Genomic DNA, 16,789 nt, shown 5'->3' with positions numbered 1-16,789 from the left:
CATTTCTCTGATTTAATATTATTTGTTCGGATTTTTAAATTCGTACCAAACTTCTAATTCGTCTTCATACAAAAACGAATTTACATATTGAAAACCCAATTTTTCAAGAACTTTTCTTGAGTTTTCATTTCCTTCATCTGCATAAGCATAAAGGCAATCTATTTTCATTTCATTAAAAGCATATTCAATAAAGGCTTTTCCGGCTTCGCTTGCGTATCCTTTTCCCCAATGCTTTTCAATAAACCGATAACCAATTTCATAAAAATTTTGGTGTTTATTGATTTCATTCGTAATGAATTTTATTCCTGACCAGCCTAAAAATTCATTGGTTTCTTTAAGAACGACAGCCCAGCGGCCGATACCAAAATCTGCATATTGCTGTTGGATATTTTCAATCTGACTTATACTTTCCTCAATACTCTTTACAGGTTTTTTTCCCAGAAAAATATGGACATTTGGATTCGAATCCAATTCAAACATCCCATCTGCATCTGAAAGGTTTAATTCTCTCAAAAGCAAACGTTCTGTCTCAATTGATTTCTTCATGGATGTAATTATTTAAGATGTAGCGCTGCACCACTTCGGCAACTCCATCATCATTATTAGAAGCTACAATTACATTGGCTCTGCCACGCAATTCAGGCGTTACATTATCAACCCAAACACCCAAACCAGCATATTCGATCATTGTTAAATCATTTCCTGCGTTTCCAACAGCAATAATTTCACTTTGGTGAATATTTAGTTTTTCGGCCAAAAGTTTTAGGCTGTTTGCTTTATCAATGCCATTTTGAGCAGCTTCCAGGAAAAAAGGTTTAGACATGGCAACACTCAAATGTGGCATTGCTAATTTTAAATCTTTTTCTACTTCTTTTAAATAAGAAGGTTCTGCCAACAAAATACATTTTACAGCAGGTTTAGTTACTGCAGCTTTAAAGTCAGGTACTTTATTATGAGGCAATCCTGTGATTTCTTTTTCGATTTCGATATATTCAGAATCTGTTTCACTCACTATTTCACCATCAAGATAGGTTATGATATGTGTTTTCATCTTTACACTATAATCGTATAAATCATGAATTTGCTCCGGAGTTAAACACTGTTCAAATAATATAAGGTCATCTTTTGCTGTACTAATTACAGCGCCATTAAACGAGATAATATACGAATCGTTTAAATCTAATTCTAATTCTTTAGCATAAGCCGTCATTGCCGATGTTGGACGACCCGAAGCCAAAACAACACGCACCCCTTTTGCCTGAGCTTCAAGAAGGACTTTTTTATTTAATTCTGAAATTTTATGATCGTCTGTCAACAAAGTATCATCCATGTCGAGCACCAGCATTTTATATTGCATGTTTTTTTTGTGTTCAGTATTCAGTCGCAGTTTGCAGTGCTCTCTGAGACTGAATACTACGACTGAAAACTAATTTAGATACTCATTCTAAAATCTTCAATTACCGGATTTGCTTTTGCAAAATCAGTTTCCTGAATAAAAACTTCAACGGCTAAATCGGTTTGTCCAAAACCTGCCAAACGAGCAGATTGAATATTATCTTTCTTTACGGTTTCAACTCCCGCTTGTTCTAATTTTTCCTGTAAAGCAATTGCTAATACTTCACTTCCTGAAAACACCTTCATTAATCCCATAACATTTTGTTTTTAATTTTTATTGTAATATTATTTTTAGCTGATTTTGAAAATCTTCGTTTTCATTTATTCCTATATGATCCTGATTTTTCAGCAGAAACAAATTTTTATCTGATTTTAACAATTCATTCAATCGAACGGAATTTTTAAACGGAATCAGCTGATCTTCCATTCCGTGAAAAATATAAATAGGCGCTTTTATTTTTGGCAAATAATCACTGGTTTCTAAACTAAACTTCTTCATGAAATTAGGAAAAAACGGAACTCTCGAACTCGATAATTCTGTAAAACTATAATAAGGCGCCTGAAGAATTAAAGCTTTGGGTTTGTTTTGAGAAGCTAAAATAGTTGCCAATCCTGAACCTATTGAATAACCCGTAATAATGATTTTATTTTCAGGATATCTTTCAAGCATTTTTTTATAAACAACAGAAACATCCTTATTTAATTGCTCTTCATTTTCAATTTCTCCTTCACTTTTTCCAAAACTTCTGTAATCCAAAATAAAAATATCATACCCTAGTTTGGTATACACTTTGGCGATTTTCCCCCAGGTTTCTAATGTTCCGGCATTTCCATGCAGATAAAAGATCAAACCTTTAGAATTTTCGGCTTTGAATAACAAACCGTTTAAATTAATCCCGTCAAAGGATTTAATATTTAATTCTTCAAATTTTTGCTGATAATCAAACTTAAAATCTTTTGGAAGTCTTGCGCTTTGAAAAATCATTCCAACCTGATTAAAATATACATAAGAAACTACCAAAATATAAATAACAACAAAAAATAACAAAAGCACAATTGTTAGAAATTTAAAGGTCTTGAGTATTTCCATATAGTTTAGTTTCTAGTTTTCAGTTGCAGTTCTCAGTCTCAGTTTATAGTATGAAAACTGAAAACCGAGACTGAAAACTGAGACTAATAAATTACTCTTCTTCGATAAAACCTTCTTCTTCATCCAATTCTTCTTCACCTTCTTCATCCATATCAAAAAAATAAGGTTCCAGAAGCATTTTATCTGCCAAAATCTCAATACGTTCTGTCAGAGTTTCAGCAAAAATAATACGTTGCGTTTTGGTAATACTGTTTGAAATACGCATGATTTTAGTTTCATGACGTAATTTCAAAATAGGATCTGCATCGTCAAGAATAAACATTTTTAAACGGTTTACATTATAACCCGCCGTTGTAAACATGTCGCTCAATTTATTTGGTGTTCCAATTAAAACGTCGATTCCGGTTGAAATGTAGTTTTTATCATAATCCATGTCACCTTTGTCATGCACTCCATAAACCTCAAGATTGGTATATTTTCCGTATTTTTCAAAAAGTTCTTCCATTTCCAGCACTTTGGCTTTGTCTTCTACAAAAATCAAAGCACGTGGCGATTCTTCTGTCTGACCGGCCAATTGCTGAATAACATTCAATACAATCGTTGTCGATTTCCCGCTTCCTTTTGGAGAAATAATCATACAATCGGCCCCACTTTTTATGGTCGAAAAAGTTTCCATCTGCAATACATTTGCTTCCGTCAAACCATTCTCAATTAAAGCGTCTTGTAACTTCTCGTTTATCTTTTTTAATTTCATGTTCTAATTTTAGATTTTAGATTTTAGATTTCTGATCGAAAAATAAAATCACTATTTGCTTGCAAACATTTTCACGTCTGTTTCAGAAATTTCGTTTCCTCCCAGAATGATTAATCTTTCGACTACATTTCGAAGTTCACGAATATTTCCTGTCCAGTCGTATTCCTGCAATAATTTTATGGCTGGCTGCGAAAATACTTTGACAACATTTCCTTGTTCCGAAGCAATTTTCTCCGCAAAGTGTCTTATTAAAGCCGGAATATCATCACGTCTTTCATTTAATGGCGGAACTTTAATCAAGATCACAGCCAAACGATGGTATAAATCTTCACGGAAACGACCTTCGGCAATTTCTGTTTTCAAATCTTTATTGGTTGCAGCCACAACACGAACATCAACTTTGATATCTTTTTCTGCCCCAACTCTCGTAATCATACTTTCCTGCAAAGCACGTAAAACTTTGGCTTGCGCCGAAAGACTCATATCACCAATTTCATCTAAGAAAATAGTTCCCTTATCTGCTGCTTCAAATTTTCCTGCGCGATCTTTCACTGCCGATGTAAAAGCACCTTTAACGTGACCGAACAATTCACTTTCGATTAATTCACTCGGAATTGCAGCGCAGTTTACTTCAATTAAAGGAAAATTAGCACGCTCGCTTTTTTCATGCAATTGATGCGCTACTAATTCTTTTCCTGTTCCGTTTGGACCTGTAATTAACACTCTGGCTTCGGTTTGGGCAACTTTATCAATCATTAATTTAATATGACTGATGGCTTCACTCTCGCCTACCATTTCGTAGTTTTTACTGACTTTTTTCTTCAGAATTTTATTTTCAACTACAAGCTGTTTTTTGTCTAAAGCATTACGAACTGTATTCAGCAAACGGTTTAAATCCGGCGGTTTTGAGATATAATCAAAAGCTCCTAAACGCATGGTATGAATCGCCGTTTCCATATCACCGTGACCTGATATCATGACCATCGGAATTTCCGGTTTAATCTTTTTTACTTCTTCCAAAACCTCAACACCATCCATTTTTGGCATTTTGATATCGCACAAAACCAAATCGTAATCGTTGTTTTTTATTTTGTCAAGTCCCGCAGCCCCATCTTCCGCCTCATCAACCTGATAGGTATCATTTTCTTCTGATAAAATCTTTACTAAAACGCGTCTGATCGCTGCTTCGTCTTCTATAATTAGTATTTTACTCATTTTTTTGAGGTTCAAAGGTTCAAAGGTTCAGAGGTACAAAGTTTAAAATCTTTGCTGCCATTATACTTTTGAAACTACATTATTTTATTAATTTATGCTCTTTGTAAAATTCTACAATGTCTTGTTTTAAATTACGAAGGTGAGTGTATTCAAAAAACCTTTGTTCCTTTGTAACTCTGAACCTTTGTAACTATACAAACTAATACTTCAGCCATCTATACAATTCTTTCCATGTTGGTTTTTTGCCATACATTAAAATACCAACGCGGTAAATTTTTGCGGCGAACCAGACAACAAGGAAAAAGGTTGCAAACAATAATGATACCGAAATTGCAATTTGCCACCACGGCACGCCAAACGGAATTCGCATTAACATAACAATTGGCGACGTAAGCGGAATCATCGAAAATACAACCGCAATTGTTCCGTGAGGATCATTTACTACTGTAAAAAATCCTATGTAAACACTTAAAATAAGTGGCATTATGATTGGCAATAAAAACTGCTGCGAATCGGTTTGATTGTCTACTGCGGCACCAATTGCGGCATAAAATGAACTGTATAAAAAATATCCTCCGATAAAATAAACTACAAAACCAATTATAATACTGGCAATTGGTAAATTCCATAATTCGCTAATATACATCTGTGCTGTTCCCGAAAATTCCTGTTGTGCCGAATGCATTAATTCTGGTGGAATTTTAGCTGTTGGACCGACATTTACGCCAAAAAATGCCGACGCTGCAAACATCAATCCCAAACCAATTATCGCCCAGATGATAAATTGCAATAATCCGGCAAGGGAAGTTCCAACAATTTTACCAATCATTAACTGAAATGGCTTTACTGATGAAATAATGATTTCGATAATTCTATTGGTTTTTTCTTCGATCACGCTTCGCATTACCATATTTCCGTAAATGATAATAAACATCATGATTAAATATCCAAAAGCACCTCCAATTCCGATTTTTATTTCGTTCAGTCCTTTTAAACTTTCTTCTCCTGAAGCTTTTGCCAAATGAATATTAACCTCAGCATGTGCTTTTTGAATGGCTAAAGTATCTAATTTTGCCTGTTCAAAATTTAGCTTTGTAATTTTATCAGCAATAACATCCTGCGTATTTTCTATGAAAGCAATACTTGGACTATTATTCGAAATAAAATCTATCCTACTTTCTAAATCTTTTAAATTACTCGTTTTTGGAATAATAATTAACCCTGTAAAATTCTCTTTTACAATACTATCTTTCAAAGATTTTGTATCAATTTCAGAAAGATTTAGATATCTGTATTCTCCGTCTTTTTTATTCTGTTTTACAAAATCATCTGCAAACAAACCTGTTTCATCATGAATTGCGATTCGTTTGGTTTCGGCTTTCATTGAACTTAAATAACCAATAAATCCGGCAATTGCCACAAACAGTAACGGACTCAAAAAAGTCATAACAACAAAAGACTTATTGCGCACTTTTGCAATAAATTCTCGTTTAATAATTAATGAAATAATGCTCATTTTTTTATTTTAGATTTTAGATTGTTGACTTTAGATTTTAGATTCCAGGTTTACACACCTAAAATCTGAAATCTGAAATCTAAACTTTTTCAGTAACTGTCTGAATAAAAATATCGTTTACACTCGGGATTTTTTCTACAAAATGTGTTACTTGTCCGCGTTGTGTCAGGATATGCAATAACTCGTTTGGAGCTGCATTTCCTATCTGAATATTTAGTTTTAAATCGTCATTTAAAGATTTAAAATTAGCCGGAGAAACAGTAAACTTTTGGGTAATGTCGTACATCAAACCTTCGACATTATTAGTCAGGATTCCAACTTCAAAACTATTGGTTTTAAACTCGCGTTTTACATCACTGACTTTCCCTTCGATTAATTTATTCGATTTATGAATTAAGGCGATATGATCACAAAGTTCCTCAACGCTTTCCATACGGTGTGTCGAAAAAATAATTGTGGCGCCTTGTTCTTTTAATGCCAAAATTTCATCTTTAATCACATTCGCATTTACTGGGTCAAAACCGGAGAAAGGCTCATCAAAAATCAATAATTTTGGTTTATGCAGAATACAAACCACAAACTGAATTTTTTGCGCCATTCCTTTAGAAAGTTCCTGAATTTTTTTATTCCACCAACCTTGAATTCCCAAACGATCAAACCAAAAATCCAGTTGCTTTTTAGCTTCAGCCTTAGAAAGTCCTTTCATTTGTGCCAAATACAAACATTGCTCTCCCACTTTCATAGAAGTGTACAAACCTCTTTCTTCCGGAAGATAACCGATATTCTGCACATGTTTTGGCTGCAATTTTTCTCCATCCAAAATAATCTGACCGCTATCCGGCAGTGTAATTTGATTGATGATTCGAATAAGGGAAGTTTTTCCAGCTCCATTTGGACCCAACAATCCGTAAATGCTGCCTTTGGGCACATTTAATGAAACTTCGTTAAGCGCTACATAATCGCCATATTGTTTTACGACTTTATGTACTTCGAGTAAGTTGCTCATGCTGTTTTTAGAATTTTCTACGTCAGTTTGACCATTGTGGCCTAGCGACTGTAAAAGTAAATAATTAGTACCGATTCTAAGTAATAATACATAAAAAACCCATTCTAAATTTACTTCAGAATGGGTTTTAAAAATTTATTTTCTCTTTTTAGAAAAAGTTTCTGTTATGAAAACATATCTTTTACTTTTTCAAAAAATGATTTTTCTGATTTTTCAGGACTTGGAACAAAGTGTTCGTCGTTAAGAGCATTTTCAAAAAATTGTTTTTGCTCTTTATTCAATGTTTTAGGTGTCCATACATTTACGTGTACCAGTAAATCCCCGCTTCCGTATCCGTTAATACTTGGAATACCTTTTCCTTTTAATCTTAATATTTTTCCTGATTGAATTCCTTCTTCCAGTTTAATACGAACTTTTCCGTTGATTGCTTCAATATCTTTAGAAACTCCTAGAACTGCTTCAGGGAAACTGATATATAAATCAAAATGAATGTTTTCGCCTTCACGTTTCAAAAATTCATGCTCTAACTCTTCAATTGCAACAATTAAATCACCAGGAACACTATTTCCAGGAGCGTCGTTTCCTTTGTTAGAAACTTTAAGCTGCATACCGTCCACAACTCCTGCAGGAATTTTGATTGAAACAGTTTCATCTTCCTGAACCATTCCCTGAGCATCTGCTTCAGACGGTCTTTTATCCAGAATTTGTCCAGAACCACCACAAGTAGGGCAAGTTGATGCAGATTGCATTCTACCCAAAATTGTGTTTGTTACACGCATTACCTGTCCCTGACCATTACAAGTCGAACATGTTTTGTATGTAACACCTTTAGCCTGAACTTTACGTTTTACTTTTACTTTTTTCTCAACACCATTTGCAATTTCTTCTAAAGTCAATTTTACTTTAATTCGAAGATTGCTTCCTTTAGCGCGACGAGGACCGCCTCCGCCTCCACCGAAACCGCCAAATCCTCCACCAAAAATATCACCAAACTGGCTGAAAATGTCATCCATATTCATACCGCCGTGACCACCGCCAAATCCTCCAGAACCATCAAAAGCCTGATGTCCGTATTGGTCGTATTTTGCTTTTTTGTTAGGATCACTTAAAACTTCATAAGCTTCTGCAGCAAGTTTAAAGTTTTCTTCTGCCTCTTTGTCGCCCGGATTTTTATCCGGATGATATTTTAAAGCACTTTTTCGGTAAGCTTTTTTTATTTCGGCAGCGTCAGCATTTTTTGAAATGCCTAGTATTTCGTAAAAATCTTTTTTCATAATTTAGGTTAAATTCCAAATCTAAAATTCCAAATTTCAATAATTAAAAAATTGACTTTCAGAATCTCATTTGCATTTTTTAGTTTCCAATAACCACTTTAGGGAAACGAATAATTTTGTCTCCTAATTTGTAGCCTTTTTCAATAACATCAACAATTTTCCCTTTTAATTTGTCAGACGGAGCTGGAATTTGGGTAATTGCCTCAGCAAAATCAGCATTAAAAGCATCACCTGCTCTTACTTCAACTTGCTCTAAACCTTTAGAAACCAAAGTGCTTTTCAATTTTTCGTGAATTAACTCAACACCTTTTTTCAAATTTTCATCGTCAGATTTGTTGATTTCTACAGTTGCTCTGTCAAAATCATCCAAAACAGGAAGCATCGCTAACAAAACTTCTTGGTTTGCTGTTTTAAACAAATCCATACGCTCTTTTGAAGTTCTTTTTTTGTAATTTTCAAATTCGGCAAATAATCTCAAAAACTTATCTTTTTCTTTTGCCAAGTCTTGAGCCAATTGCTCTTCAACACTTAATTCTTCAACAATTAACTGCTCACCGTTGGCATTGTTTTCTAACGTTACATCATCTAATTCCTGATCGAATTCTGTATTTTCCGTAGTCATATTACTTGTATTTTTAAAAATATTCTTAAACTTCATTTTCAATTCTTTCTTTTGGATTGCAAAAGTACTGCCAAATCTTATAAAATGTCAAATTGTCACGCTGTTAAAATTTGGCTGTTTATATAAATAATTTTCTTACTTTAAAATTTAGTATAATTTTAAGACTATTACGTTTTAGTTTATGGTATATTTGAGGACAAAATTATAATCTAAATTATTACCTATCAAAATTGAATTTAAGGGTTGGCCTAGGCCTCAAAATAATTATTAATTCAAATTTACCTTATATTAAAAAAAGCTTCGCCTATTTCAGACGAAGCTTTTTTTTATGCTTTTTTGAGAAAGAAAAATTTACCGCAGAGAACACAAAGTTTTTTCCGCAGAGATCACTAAGATTTAAGTTGTGTTTACACAATCAAAGTTCGCAAAGCTTTGTGAACTTTGTGTTTTTTACTAAACTTACAATTTAAAAAAACTTTGTGTTCTCTGCGGTAAATTTTTTCCCTCTTAACTTTTATAAAAAAACAAAGTTCGCAAAGCTTATTAATTGAGCTTTGCGAACTTTATATTTTTTTTTAAGTATTCTTAGATAAGAATCTTTGCGTTCTTTGCGGTAAAAAATTGCACGGGCGGAGGGATTCGAACCCCCATCAACGGTTTTGGAGACCGCTATTCTACCCTTGAACTACGCCCGTAACTTAAGGTCGGCAAATTAAAAGTTTTTTTTCTTCTTTGGCAACTATTTTAGGCAGATTTAAAAAGATTTTAAGCTGATAAACGCTAACAATTCATTAAAACAATCATATCCAAAGCTTTGCGAAGTTTGCCTTCTTCTAACAAAACAAAAACTTTGCGAACTTTGTGTAAATCGTAGTGTTCTTTGCGGTTAATTTCGTCGCAATTCACGAATAAAAATCATTTTTAATCTGTAAATCTGTGGCGAAAAAACTTTGCTTTTAAAAATCTTAAGCCAACAAAGCATTTTTCAATCCTTCAAAATCAACGGAAACCTGTTCGCCTGAAACTAAATTTTTAAGCGAATATGAATTGGATGCAATTTCCTGATCGCCAGCAATTACCGCAAACGGAATCAAGCGTTTATCTGCGTATTGAAACTGTTTCCCTACTTTTACATTATCCGGATACAATTCTACTTTTATATTTTCTTTTCTCAATTTCTGAATCGCCTGCGATGCGTATAAAGCCTCAGCATCTCCATAATTAATAAATAATGCTTTTGATGTTGCCGCAACAGTTTCAGGAAATAATTGCAATTCTTCAAGAACTAAATAAATTCGGTCTAAACCAAAAGAAATTCCGACACCGCTCATATTTTTCAAACCAAAAATTCCTGTCAAGTCATCATATCTTCCGCCTCCTCCGATAGAACCCATCGAAACACTTTTGGGTGCTGCTACTTCAAAAATAGCTCCGGTATAATAATTTAGTCCTCGCGCTAATGTCACATCAAGATCTAATGTCGCTGTTGCTAAACCTAAAGTTGCCACATTGTCACAAATAAATTTCAATTCTTCCACTCCTTTCAATCCTTCTTCCGAAGAAGCTAATAATTCTGAAAGCTGCTTTATTTTATCTGAAAAAGTTCCGGTAAAATTAAAAAGCGGTTGTACTTTCACCAATGCTTCTTCGGCAATTCCTTTTTCAATCATTTCTTTTTTAATGCCGTCTTCACCAATTTTATCCAGTTTATCTAATGCCACCGTAAAATCGATCAATTTATCAGATGCACCAATCACTTCTGCAATTCCAGATAAAATTTTTCTGTTATTGATTTTAATCGTAACGCCTTCTAAACCTAAAGAAGTAAAAACTGTGTCATATAACTGAACCAATTCTACTTCCTGCCAAAGTGATTTTGAACCTACAACATCGGCATCACATTGATAAAATTCTCTGTAACGTCCTCTTTGTGGGCGATCTGCTCTCCAAACTGGCTGAATTTGGTATCTTTTAAAAGGAAATTCAATTTCATTTTGGTGCTGCACAACATATCTTGCAAACGGAACCGTCAAGTCGTAACGCAAAGCCTTCTCCGAAATTTTTCCTGTAAATTTATTCAGCTCTATTCTTTGATTCAAATCAATTGTTTCTGCCGAATTTAATTGAAGCGATTCTATAGATTCCGGTAATTCAATTTTATTTTTATTGAAGAAAAAATTACCTGAATTCAGTATTTTAAAAATCAGGCGATCTCCTTCTTCTCCATACTTTCCCATTAAGGTATCTGAATTTTCAAACGACGGAGTTTCGATCGGCTGAAAGCCAAATTTCTCAAAATTGTTTTTTATCGTCTGAATAATATATTGACGTTTTGACACCTCTGCAGGCGAAAAATCTCTTGTTCCTTGTGGTATGCTTGGTTTTGAAGCCATCTTTTTTATTTTAGATTTCTGATTTTAGATTTTAGATTTGCTTTTAGAAATCTGAATTAAAATCTTTTTGGATTATTTATTTTTAGATTTCTCTATTTCTAATGGACTGCAAATATCTTATTTTTTAAAATAAATATTGGCAGTTCGAAAACAAACTTGTAACAAAAAACGTATTTTCGTGACAAATTGGTCATGATGCTAAAATTATTTAAAGAAAATATCCGAATTGCTTTTGGTTCAATCAAAACACAATTACTGCGAACCATTCTTACGGTATTAATTATTGCTATCGGGATTACCGCTTTGGTTGGGATTTTGACCGTCGTAACAGCACTTGAAAATACTGTTTCTACCAATTTTGCTTCAATGGGAGCTAATACTTTCAACATCAATCAATACGAAAATAACGTTAAAAACCGAGGAGGAAATGAACGGGAAATTATAAATCCGATTATTTCATATCCCGAGGCTGTTGCTTTCAAAAACAAATTCAAATACCCTTTTACAGAAACTTCTCTTTCGTTTACAGCCACAACAACTGCCGAGGTAAAGTATTTAGATCAAAAAACCGATCCTGAAATTACAATTGTTGGTGTCGACGAGCATTTTATTTCAAATTCGGGATTAGAAACTACTTTAGGTCGTTCTTTCAACCAATTTGACATTGACAACAATACTTATTCCTGTATTGTAGGTTCTGATTTTGAAAAAGGTTTATTAAAAGACATTAAACCAATTGACAAAGTTATTTCAATTCGCGGAGCGCGTTTTAAAGTTATTGGTGTTTTAAAAGAAAAAGGTTCAACGTTTGGAAACAGTCAGGATTTACGTGTGTTGATTCCGATTCAGGTGGCGCGTTCCTTATTTACTGCACCAAATATCAATTATACAATGAGCGTCATGGTTTCTAAAAAAGAACTTTTAGACGAAGCTGTTGATAACGCTACAAGTACAATGCGAAGAGTTCGTAAATTGAGTCCGGTTCGTGATAATAATTTTGGAATTGGCCGAAGCGACGATTTAATCAACAGAATTCTCGGAATAACTAAATATTTAGGCTGGGCTTCTTGGATTATCAGTATTATTACAATTTTAGGTTCATCAATTGCCTTAATGAATATTATGATTGTTTCGGTTACAGAACGTACTCGCGAAATTGGTGTTCGAAAAGCTTTGGGCGCAACAAAAATCACAATTTCTGTTCAGTTTTTTATCGAAACTTTATTGATCGGACAAATTGGCGGTTTGGTTGGAATTGTATTGGGAATTCTAATTGGTTTTGCATTTGCGGCCGCAATGAGTTTTGCATTTGTGATTCCGTGGATGGCGATTTTTGCCGCTTTTGCAACTAGTTTTATGGTAGCGATAGTTTCCGGATTATATCCCGCAATAAAAGCTTCGCAATTAGACCCTATTGAGGCTTTGCGTTACGAATAATTTAGTTTTCAGTCGCAGTTTTCAGTCGCAGTTTTTAGTTTACAGTAAAAACTGTGAACTGAGACTCAAAACTGAGACTAAATAGAAACCTTGCAGGAAATCATGCGGTCGTTATCGTAGATATCTTTTCTTAATTCGATGTTTTTAAAATCCATTTTCTCCAATAAATCGGTCATTTCTTTCCCTAAATACTGATTGATTTCAAAATACAATTGCCCATCATCTTTAAGCCCACTTTTTGCTAAAGCAGCTATTTTTCTATAAAAAATCAAAGCATCATTATCGTCTACAAAAAGTGCCAAATGTGGTTCGTAATCCAGGACATTTTTTTTGATTTCTTCTTTTTCTAAGTTACGCACATAAGGCGGATTAGAAACAATAATATCAAAATTACAAGTAAGTACATCTGTATCTAAAATATCCAAATACATAAAAGTAACATCAACATTATTATTGATGGCATTTCTTTTTGCAGTTTCTATCGCTTTTTTCGAAACATCAATTCCGTAAACTTCGGCATTTGGGAGATTTTTTGCTAAAGAAATTGCAATACAGCCGCTTCCGGTTCCGATATCTAAAACTTTTATTTTCTTAGATTTTTCTTCTTTTTTGTTTTCATTTATAATCCATTCGACCAATTCTTCCGTTTCCGGTCTCGGAATCAAAACATTTTCATTTACTTCAAAATCCAAACCATAAAAATTTGTTTTCCCCAGTAAATACTGAATTGGGACTTCTTTTTTCAACTCATTTAAAAAACCACTCCAAACAGCTAAATCAGCATCCGAAAAAGTTAATTCATGATTGAGTGCCAAATCAATTTGTCTAAGCTTGTGTTTATTTTCTAATATTAGATAAAAAAAACTCTCTGCTTCATAAGCATCATAAAAAGGAGAAAGTTCTTTTATAAATTGAGTTCTATATTGTTTGATTCTCATTTCGTTTTGAGCATTTTTTAGCTAAATCCAACCCTGTTATACAATAAGTATTGCAAATTAAAATTTGTTACAATCTTATTTTACAATTCCTTCAACATCCAAACCGGACAAGAACTATGTCCAGTACAACCTAATGGAGCATCTAAATACTCAAAACCTGATTTTTTATATAATTTTTGAGCGGCATGCATAAAAGGCATCGTCTCTATATAGCATTTTTCAAAGCCAAAATCTCTTGCCTGCGACAAGCATTTTTCCATCATTTGACTTCCAATTCCTAATCCGCGGGTTTTAGGCAAAAAATACATTTTTTGCAATTCACAAATTTTTGGATCACCATTTTCTAAAGGTGCAATGCCGGAACAGCCAACAATTTCACCTTCATTTTCCACAACAAAATAAACAGATTGTGGTTTATTATATTCTTCAAACATCAAATCTAAATACGGATCTGCATAAGCTGTTCCAATTTTTGGGATTTCCATTTCGTCAAAAACCGATCTTATTAATTGGGCAACTGCCTGATTGTCTTCTTTTTTAATTCTTCTGATAATCCAATTTTCCATATTTCAAATTCGTCTGATTTATTACAAAAGTAGAAATACTTTTCCGATAGTTTTATAACAAATCAGAATGTTTCACAACTATACCAAATCTATAGACAATAAAGGCAAAAATAACTACTTTTGTAAAGTGAATATACATGAGAAATACATAAAGCGTTGCATTGAACTGGCTCAAAATGGTTTTGGAACTACATATCCAAACCCAATGGTGGGAAGTGTAATCGTTTATGAAGATAGAATTATTGGCGAAGGATGGCATAAAAAAGCCGGAGAACCACACGCCGAAGTCAATGCCGTTCGATCTGTAAAAGACAAATCACTTTTAAAAAAAGCAACAATTTATGTAAGTTTAGAGCCTTGCAGTCATTTTGGAAAAACGCCGCCGTGCTGTGATTTAATTATTGCAAATGAAATTCCGAATGTTGTAGTGGGAACTGTCGATCCAAATGAAAAAGTAGCCGGAAACGGAATCAGGAAATTAATTGCCGCCGGTGTCAATGTTACGGTTGGTGTTTTAGAAAAAGAATGCAACGAACTTAATAAACGTTTTTTTACTTTTCATAATAAAAAGAGACCTTATATTATTTTGAAATGGGCAGAAAGTCAGGATGGTTTTTTAGCCCCTGAAAAAGATATAAACCAGGACAGAAAACCCATTTGGATTACCAATCAATACTCGAGACAATTGGTACATAAATGGCGAAGTGAAGAACAGTCAATTCTGGTAGGCACGCAGACGGTTATTGATGACAATCCAAAATTGAACACAAGAGATTGGGTTGGAAACAATCCCGTAAGAGTAGTTTTAGATCAAAATAACCGAATTTCTAAAGACAGTTTTATTTTTGATGACAGCGTAAAAACGATTGTATTTACAAAATCTGAAAGTAACTTTTCTACAGAAAACACAACTTTTGAGATTATTGATTTTGATCAGAATATAATTCAGCAGATTTTAGATGTTTTATATCAAAATCAAATTCAGTCTATTATTATTGAAGGCGGTTTAAAAACTTTACAATCTTTTATAGATGAAAACGTTTGGGATGAAGCGCGAATTTTTATCGGAAAAACTTCTTTCGAAAAAGGAACCAAAGCTCCATTTATTCTAAAGAAAAATGCAACCAAAACTTTCATTCAAGGCGATGAATTAATATACGTTAGAAATCATGATTGATACTATAATTTTTGACTTTGGAGATATTTTTATCAATTTAGATAAACAAGCCACTATTTCGGGATTACAGAAATTAGGAATGACAGAATGGAATTCTGAATTTGACCGATTAAATCTTTTGTTTGAAACTGGAGATATTTCGCATGATGATTTTTTGGCAGGTTTTCAGGAACAGCTTCCAAATGCCTCTAAAGAAGAAATCCTGGAAGCCTGGAATGCCGTTTTGGCTGATTTTCCATTGTACCGATTAGAATTTCTGCAAATGCTTTCAAAAAAATACCGTTTGTTTTTATTGAGCAATACGGATTCTATTCATATTGAAACTTTTCAAAACACAACTGGAATTTCATTCTACAGTGATTTTTATCAATGCTTTGAAAAAGTTTATTTTTCATTTGAAATTGGAAAGCGAAAACCAAATCCGGAAGCGTATCAATATATTATTAACAAACACGAATTATCTCCCAAACGAACTTTGTTTGTAGATGATAAAAAAGAAAATACAGATGCAGCCGCGGCTTTAGGGCTTCATGTTTGGAATTTACAGGTTGGCCACGAAGATGTGGTTGATTTATTTGATAAAAAAATATTGTAGCTTAGAAATTTACCGCAAAGGCGCAAAGTTTTACGCAAAGTTCACAAAGTTTGATTTGAGTTGATTCTCAAGGGAAGTTCGCAAAGCTTTGTTATAATAATTAAATAAAGTAATTTGTGTGAATTCGTGAAATTCGTGGCTAAAAAAAATAAACATAATTTAGAAATTTACTTTTGGAATATAACGATACGTATCAAACCATTGCTTTTGAATCTGAGGAAGTACTTTTTAAGGAAAAAGGAAGTAAATTCTTTGGATATGCTTTTCCTATAGAAAATGAGGATGCGGTAAAACCTATAATAGAGAACTTAAAAAAACAGCATCCGCACGCGGTACATTATTGTTATGCGTATCAAATTGGTACGGCTCCAAAAATTTCTTATCGCGCTAATGATGATGGCGAACCAAGCAACACAGCCGGAGCACCAATTTACGGGCAAATACAATCTTTTGGCCTGACTAACGTTCTTGTAGTCGTTGTTCGCATTTTTGGCGGAATTAAATTAGGTGTTGGCGGATTAATTGCAGCTTACAAAACAACAGCACAAATGACATTGGAAGTTTGTGAAATTGTAGAAAAAACAATTGATGTGCATTTCTTAATTTCTTTTGATTATAAAAACATGAATAAAGTAATGCGGGTAATTAAAGAAAAGAAGCTTGAAATTGTTTCTCAGGAAATGGAAATTGACGAAGAATCAGGTTTGCCAATTGGAAAAATAATAACAAAAACGCGCAAAAAAAATGCCGAAATGATATTCGACATTTTTGATTTAATGTTTGAAATTGACATCAAAATTATATAATTTAA

Annotated in this window: 17 protein-coding genes and 1 tRNA gene; 4 read left to right on the top strand and 14 right to left on the bottom strand. The window is 33.5% G+C overall.

Annotation, left to right across the window (positions count from 1 at the left end; all coding sequences use genetic code 11):
• Window positions 1–18 precede the first annotated feature (18 nt).
• From SD960_RS20510 to hisS, 12 genes are all read right to left on the bottom strand, one after another.
• Window positions 19–546: a GNAT family N-acetyltransferase gene (locus SD960_RS20510; RefSeq protein ID WP_318805706.1), complete on the bottom strand. Its 528-nt coding sequence runs from the start codon at window positions 544–546 to the stop codon at window positions 19–21.
• Window positions 530–1,357: a Cof-type HAD-IIB family hydrolase gene (locus SD960_RS20505; protein WP_318805703.1), complete on the bottom strand. Its 828-nt coding sequence runs from the start codon at window positions 1,355–1,357 to the stop codon at window positions 530–532. Before SD960_RS20505 ends, SD960_RS20510 begins: the two co-directional genes overlap by 17 nt.
• Before the next feature lie 74 nt (window positions 1,358–1,431).
• Window positions 1,432–1,650 (bottom strand): putative signal transducing protein, encoded by a 219-nt coding sequence (locus SD960_RS20500; protein WP_318805701.1) that lies wholly within the window; start codon window positions 1,648–1,650, stop codon window positions 1,432–1,434.
• A gap of 19 nt (window positions 1,651–1,669) precedes the next feature.
• Window positions 1,670–2,485: an alpha/beta hydrolase gene (locus tag SD960_RS20495; RefSeq protein ID WP_318805699.1), complete on the bottom strand. Its 816-nt coding sequence runs from the start codon at window positions 2,483–2,485 to the stop codon at window positions 1,670–1,672.
• 91 nt (window positions 2,486–2,576) lie between these two features.
• On the bottom strand, window positions 2,577–3,239 hold the full coding sequence (locus SD960_RS20490; protein WP_318805697.1) for a DEAD/DEAH box helicase: 663 nt from the start codon (window positions 3,237–3,239) through the stop codon (window positions 2,577–2,579).
• Between the two features lie 51 nt (window positions 3,240–3,290).
• A complete protein-coding gene (locus SD960_RS20485) occupies window positions 3,291–4,454 on the bottom strand; it encodes a sigma-54-dependent transcriptional regulator (protein ID WP_042565148.1) in 1,164 nt (387 codons plus the stop codon).
• A gap of 199 nt (window positions 4,455–4,653) precedes the next feature.
• The gene (locus SD960_RS20480; protein ID WP_318805693.1) at window positions 4,654–5,970 is read right to left on the bottom strand and encodes an ABC transporter permease; all 1,317 of its coding nucleotides are present in this window, start codon (window positions 5,968–5,970) and stop codon (window positions 4,654–4,656) included.
• A 79-nt stretch (window positions 5,971–6,049) separates the two neighbouring features.
• Window positions 6,050–6,976, bottom strand: coding sequence for an ATP-binding cassette domain-containing protein (locus tag SD960_RS20475; protein WP_318805692.1), 927 nt, complete (start codon window positions 6,974–6,976; stop codon window positions 6,050–6,052).
• Window positions 6,977–7,140: 164 nt separating this feature from the next.
• The gene (dnaJ, locus tag SD960_RS20470) at window positions 7,141–8,250 is read right to left on the bottom strand and encodes a molecular chaperone DnaJ (RefSeq protein ID WP_318805691.1); all 1,110 of its coding nucleotides are present in this window, start codon (window positions 8,248–8,250) and stop codon (window positions 7,141–7,143) included.
• Between the two features lie 79 nt (window positions 8,251–8,329).
• Window positions 8,330–8,908, bottom strand: a complete 579-nt coding sequence (locus SD960_RS20465; RefSeq protein ID WP_042565144.1) for a nucleotide exchange factor GrpE — start codon at window positions 8,906–8,908, stop codon at window positions 8,330–8,332.
• A 588-nt stretch (window positions 8,909–9,496) separates the two neighbouring features.
• A tRNA-Trp gene (locus tag SD960_RS20460) sits at window positions 9,497–9,567 on the bottom strand.
• A 270-nt stretch (window positions 9,568–9,837) separates the two neighbouring features.
• Window positions 9,838–11,265 carry a histidine--tRNA ligase gene (hisS, locus tag SD960_RS20455; protein WP_318805688.1) on the bottom strand — a complete coding sequence of 476 codons (1,428 nt, stop codon included), beginning with the start codon at window positions 11,263–11,265 and terminating at the stop codon, window positions 9,838–9,840.
• Between the two features lie 192 nt (window positions 11,266–11,457).
• On the opposite strand from hisS, the gene SD960_RS20450 reads away from it, so the two are divergent.
• Window positions 11,458–12,702, top strand: coding sequence for an ABC transporter permease (locus SD960_RS20450; protein WP_318805687.1), 1,245 nt, complete (start codon window positions 11,458–11,460; stop codon window positions 12,700–12,702).
• 77 nt (window positions 12,703–12,779) lie between these two features.
• Here SD960_RS20450 and prmC read toward each other — a convergent pair whose 3' ends face one another.
• Window positions 12,780–13,640 (bottom strand): peptide chain release factor N(5)-glutamine methyltransferase, encoded by an 861-nt coding sequence (gene prmC, locus SD960_RS20445; protein WP_318805686.1) that lies wholly within the window; start codon window positions 13,638–13,640, stop codon window positions 12,780–12,782.
• Between the two features lie 80 nt (window positions 13,641–13,720).
• Window positions 13,721–14,206: a GNAT family N-acetyltransferase gene (locus tag SD960_RS20440; protein WP_318805684.1), complete on the bottom strand. Its 486-nt coding sequence runs from the start codon at window positions 14,204–14,206 to the stop codon at window positions 13,721–13,723.
• Window positions 14,207–14,333: 127 nt separating this feature from the next.
• On the opposite strand from SD960_RS20440, the gene ribD reads away from it, so the two are divergent.
• The 3 genes from ribD (at window position 14,334) to SD960_RS20425 (ending at window position 16,784) form a co-directional block, all read left to right on the top strand.
• Window positions 14,334–15,383 carry a bifunctional diaminohydroxyphosphoribosylaminopyrimidine deaminase/5-amino-6-(5-phosphoribosylamino)uracil reductase RibD gene (ribD, locus tag SD960_RS20435; RefSeq protein WP_318805767.1) on the top strand — a complete coding sequence of 350 codons (1,050 nt, stop codon included), beginning with the start codon at window positions 14,334–14,336 and terminating at the stop codon, window positions 15,381–15,383.
• Window positions 15,376–15,978: an HAD family phosphatase gene (locus tag SD960_RS20430; protein WP_318805683.1), complete on the top strand. Its 603-nt coding sequence runs from the start codon at window positions 15,376–15,378 to the stop codon at window positions 15,976–15,978. The genes ribD and SD960_RS20430 overlap by 8 nt, the downstream gene beginning before the upstream one ends.
• 173 nt (window positions 15,979–16,151) lie before the next feature.
• Window positions 16,152–16,784, top strand: a complete 633-nt coding sequence (locus tag SD960_RS20425) for a YigZ family protein (RefSeq protein WP_318805681.1) — start codon at window positions 16,152–16,154, stop codon at window positions 16,782–16,784.
• The last annotated feature ends 5 nt before the right edge of the window (window positions 16,785–16,789 follow it).

The sequence above is a fragment of the Flavobacterium sp. MMLR14_040 genome, assembly GCF_033657265.1.
Taxonomy (GTDB): Bacteria; Bacteroidota; Bacteroidia; order Flavobacteriales; family Flavobacteriaceae; genus Flavobacterium.
This window is presented reverse-complemented; position numbering and strand designations above follow the sequence as displayed.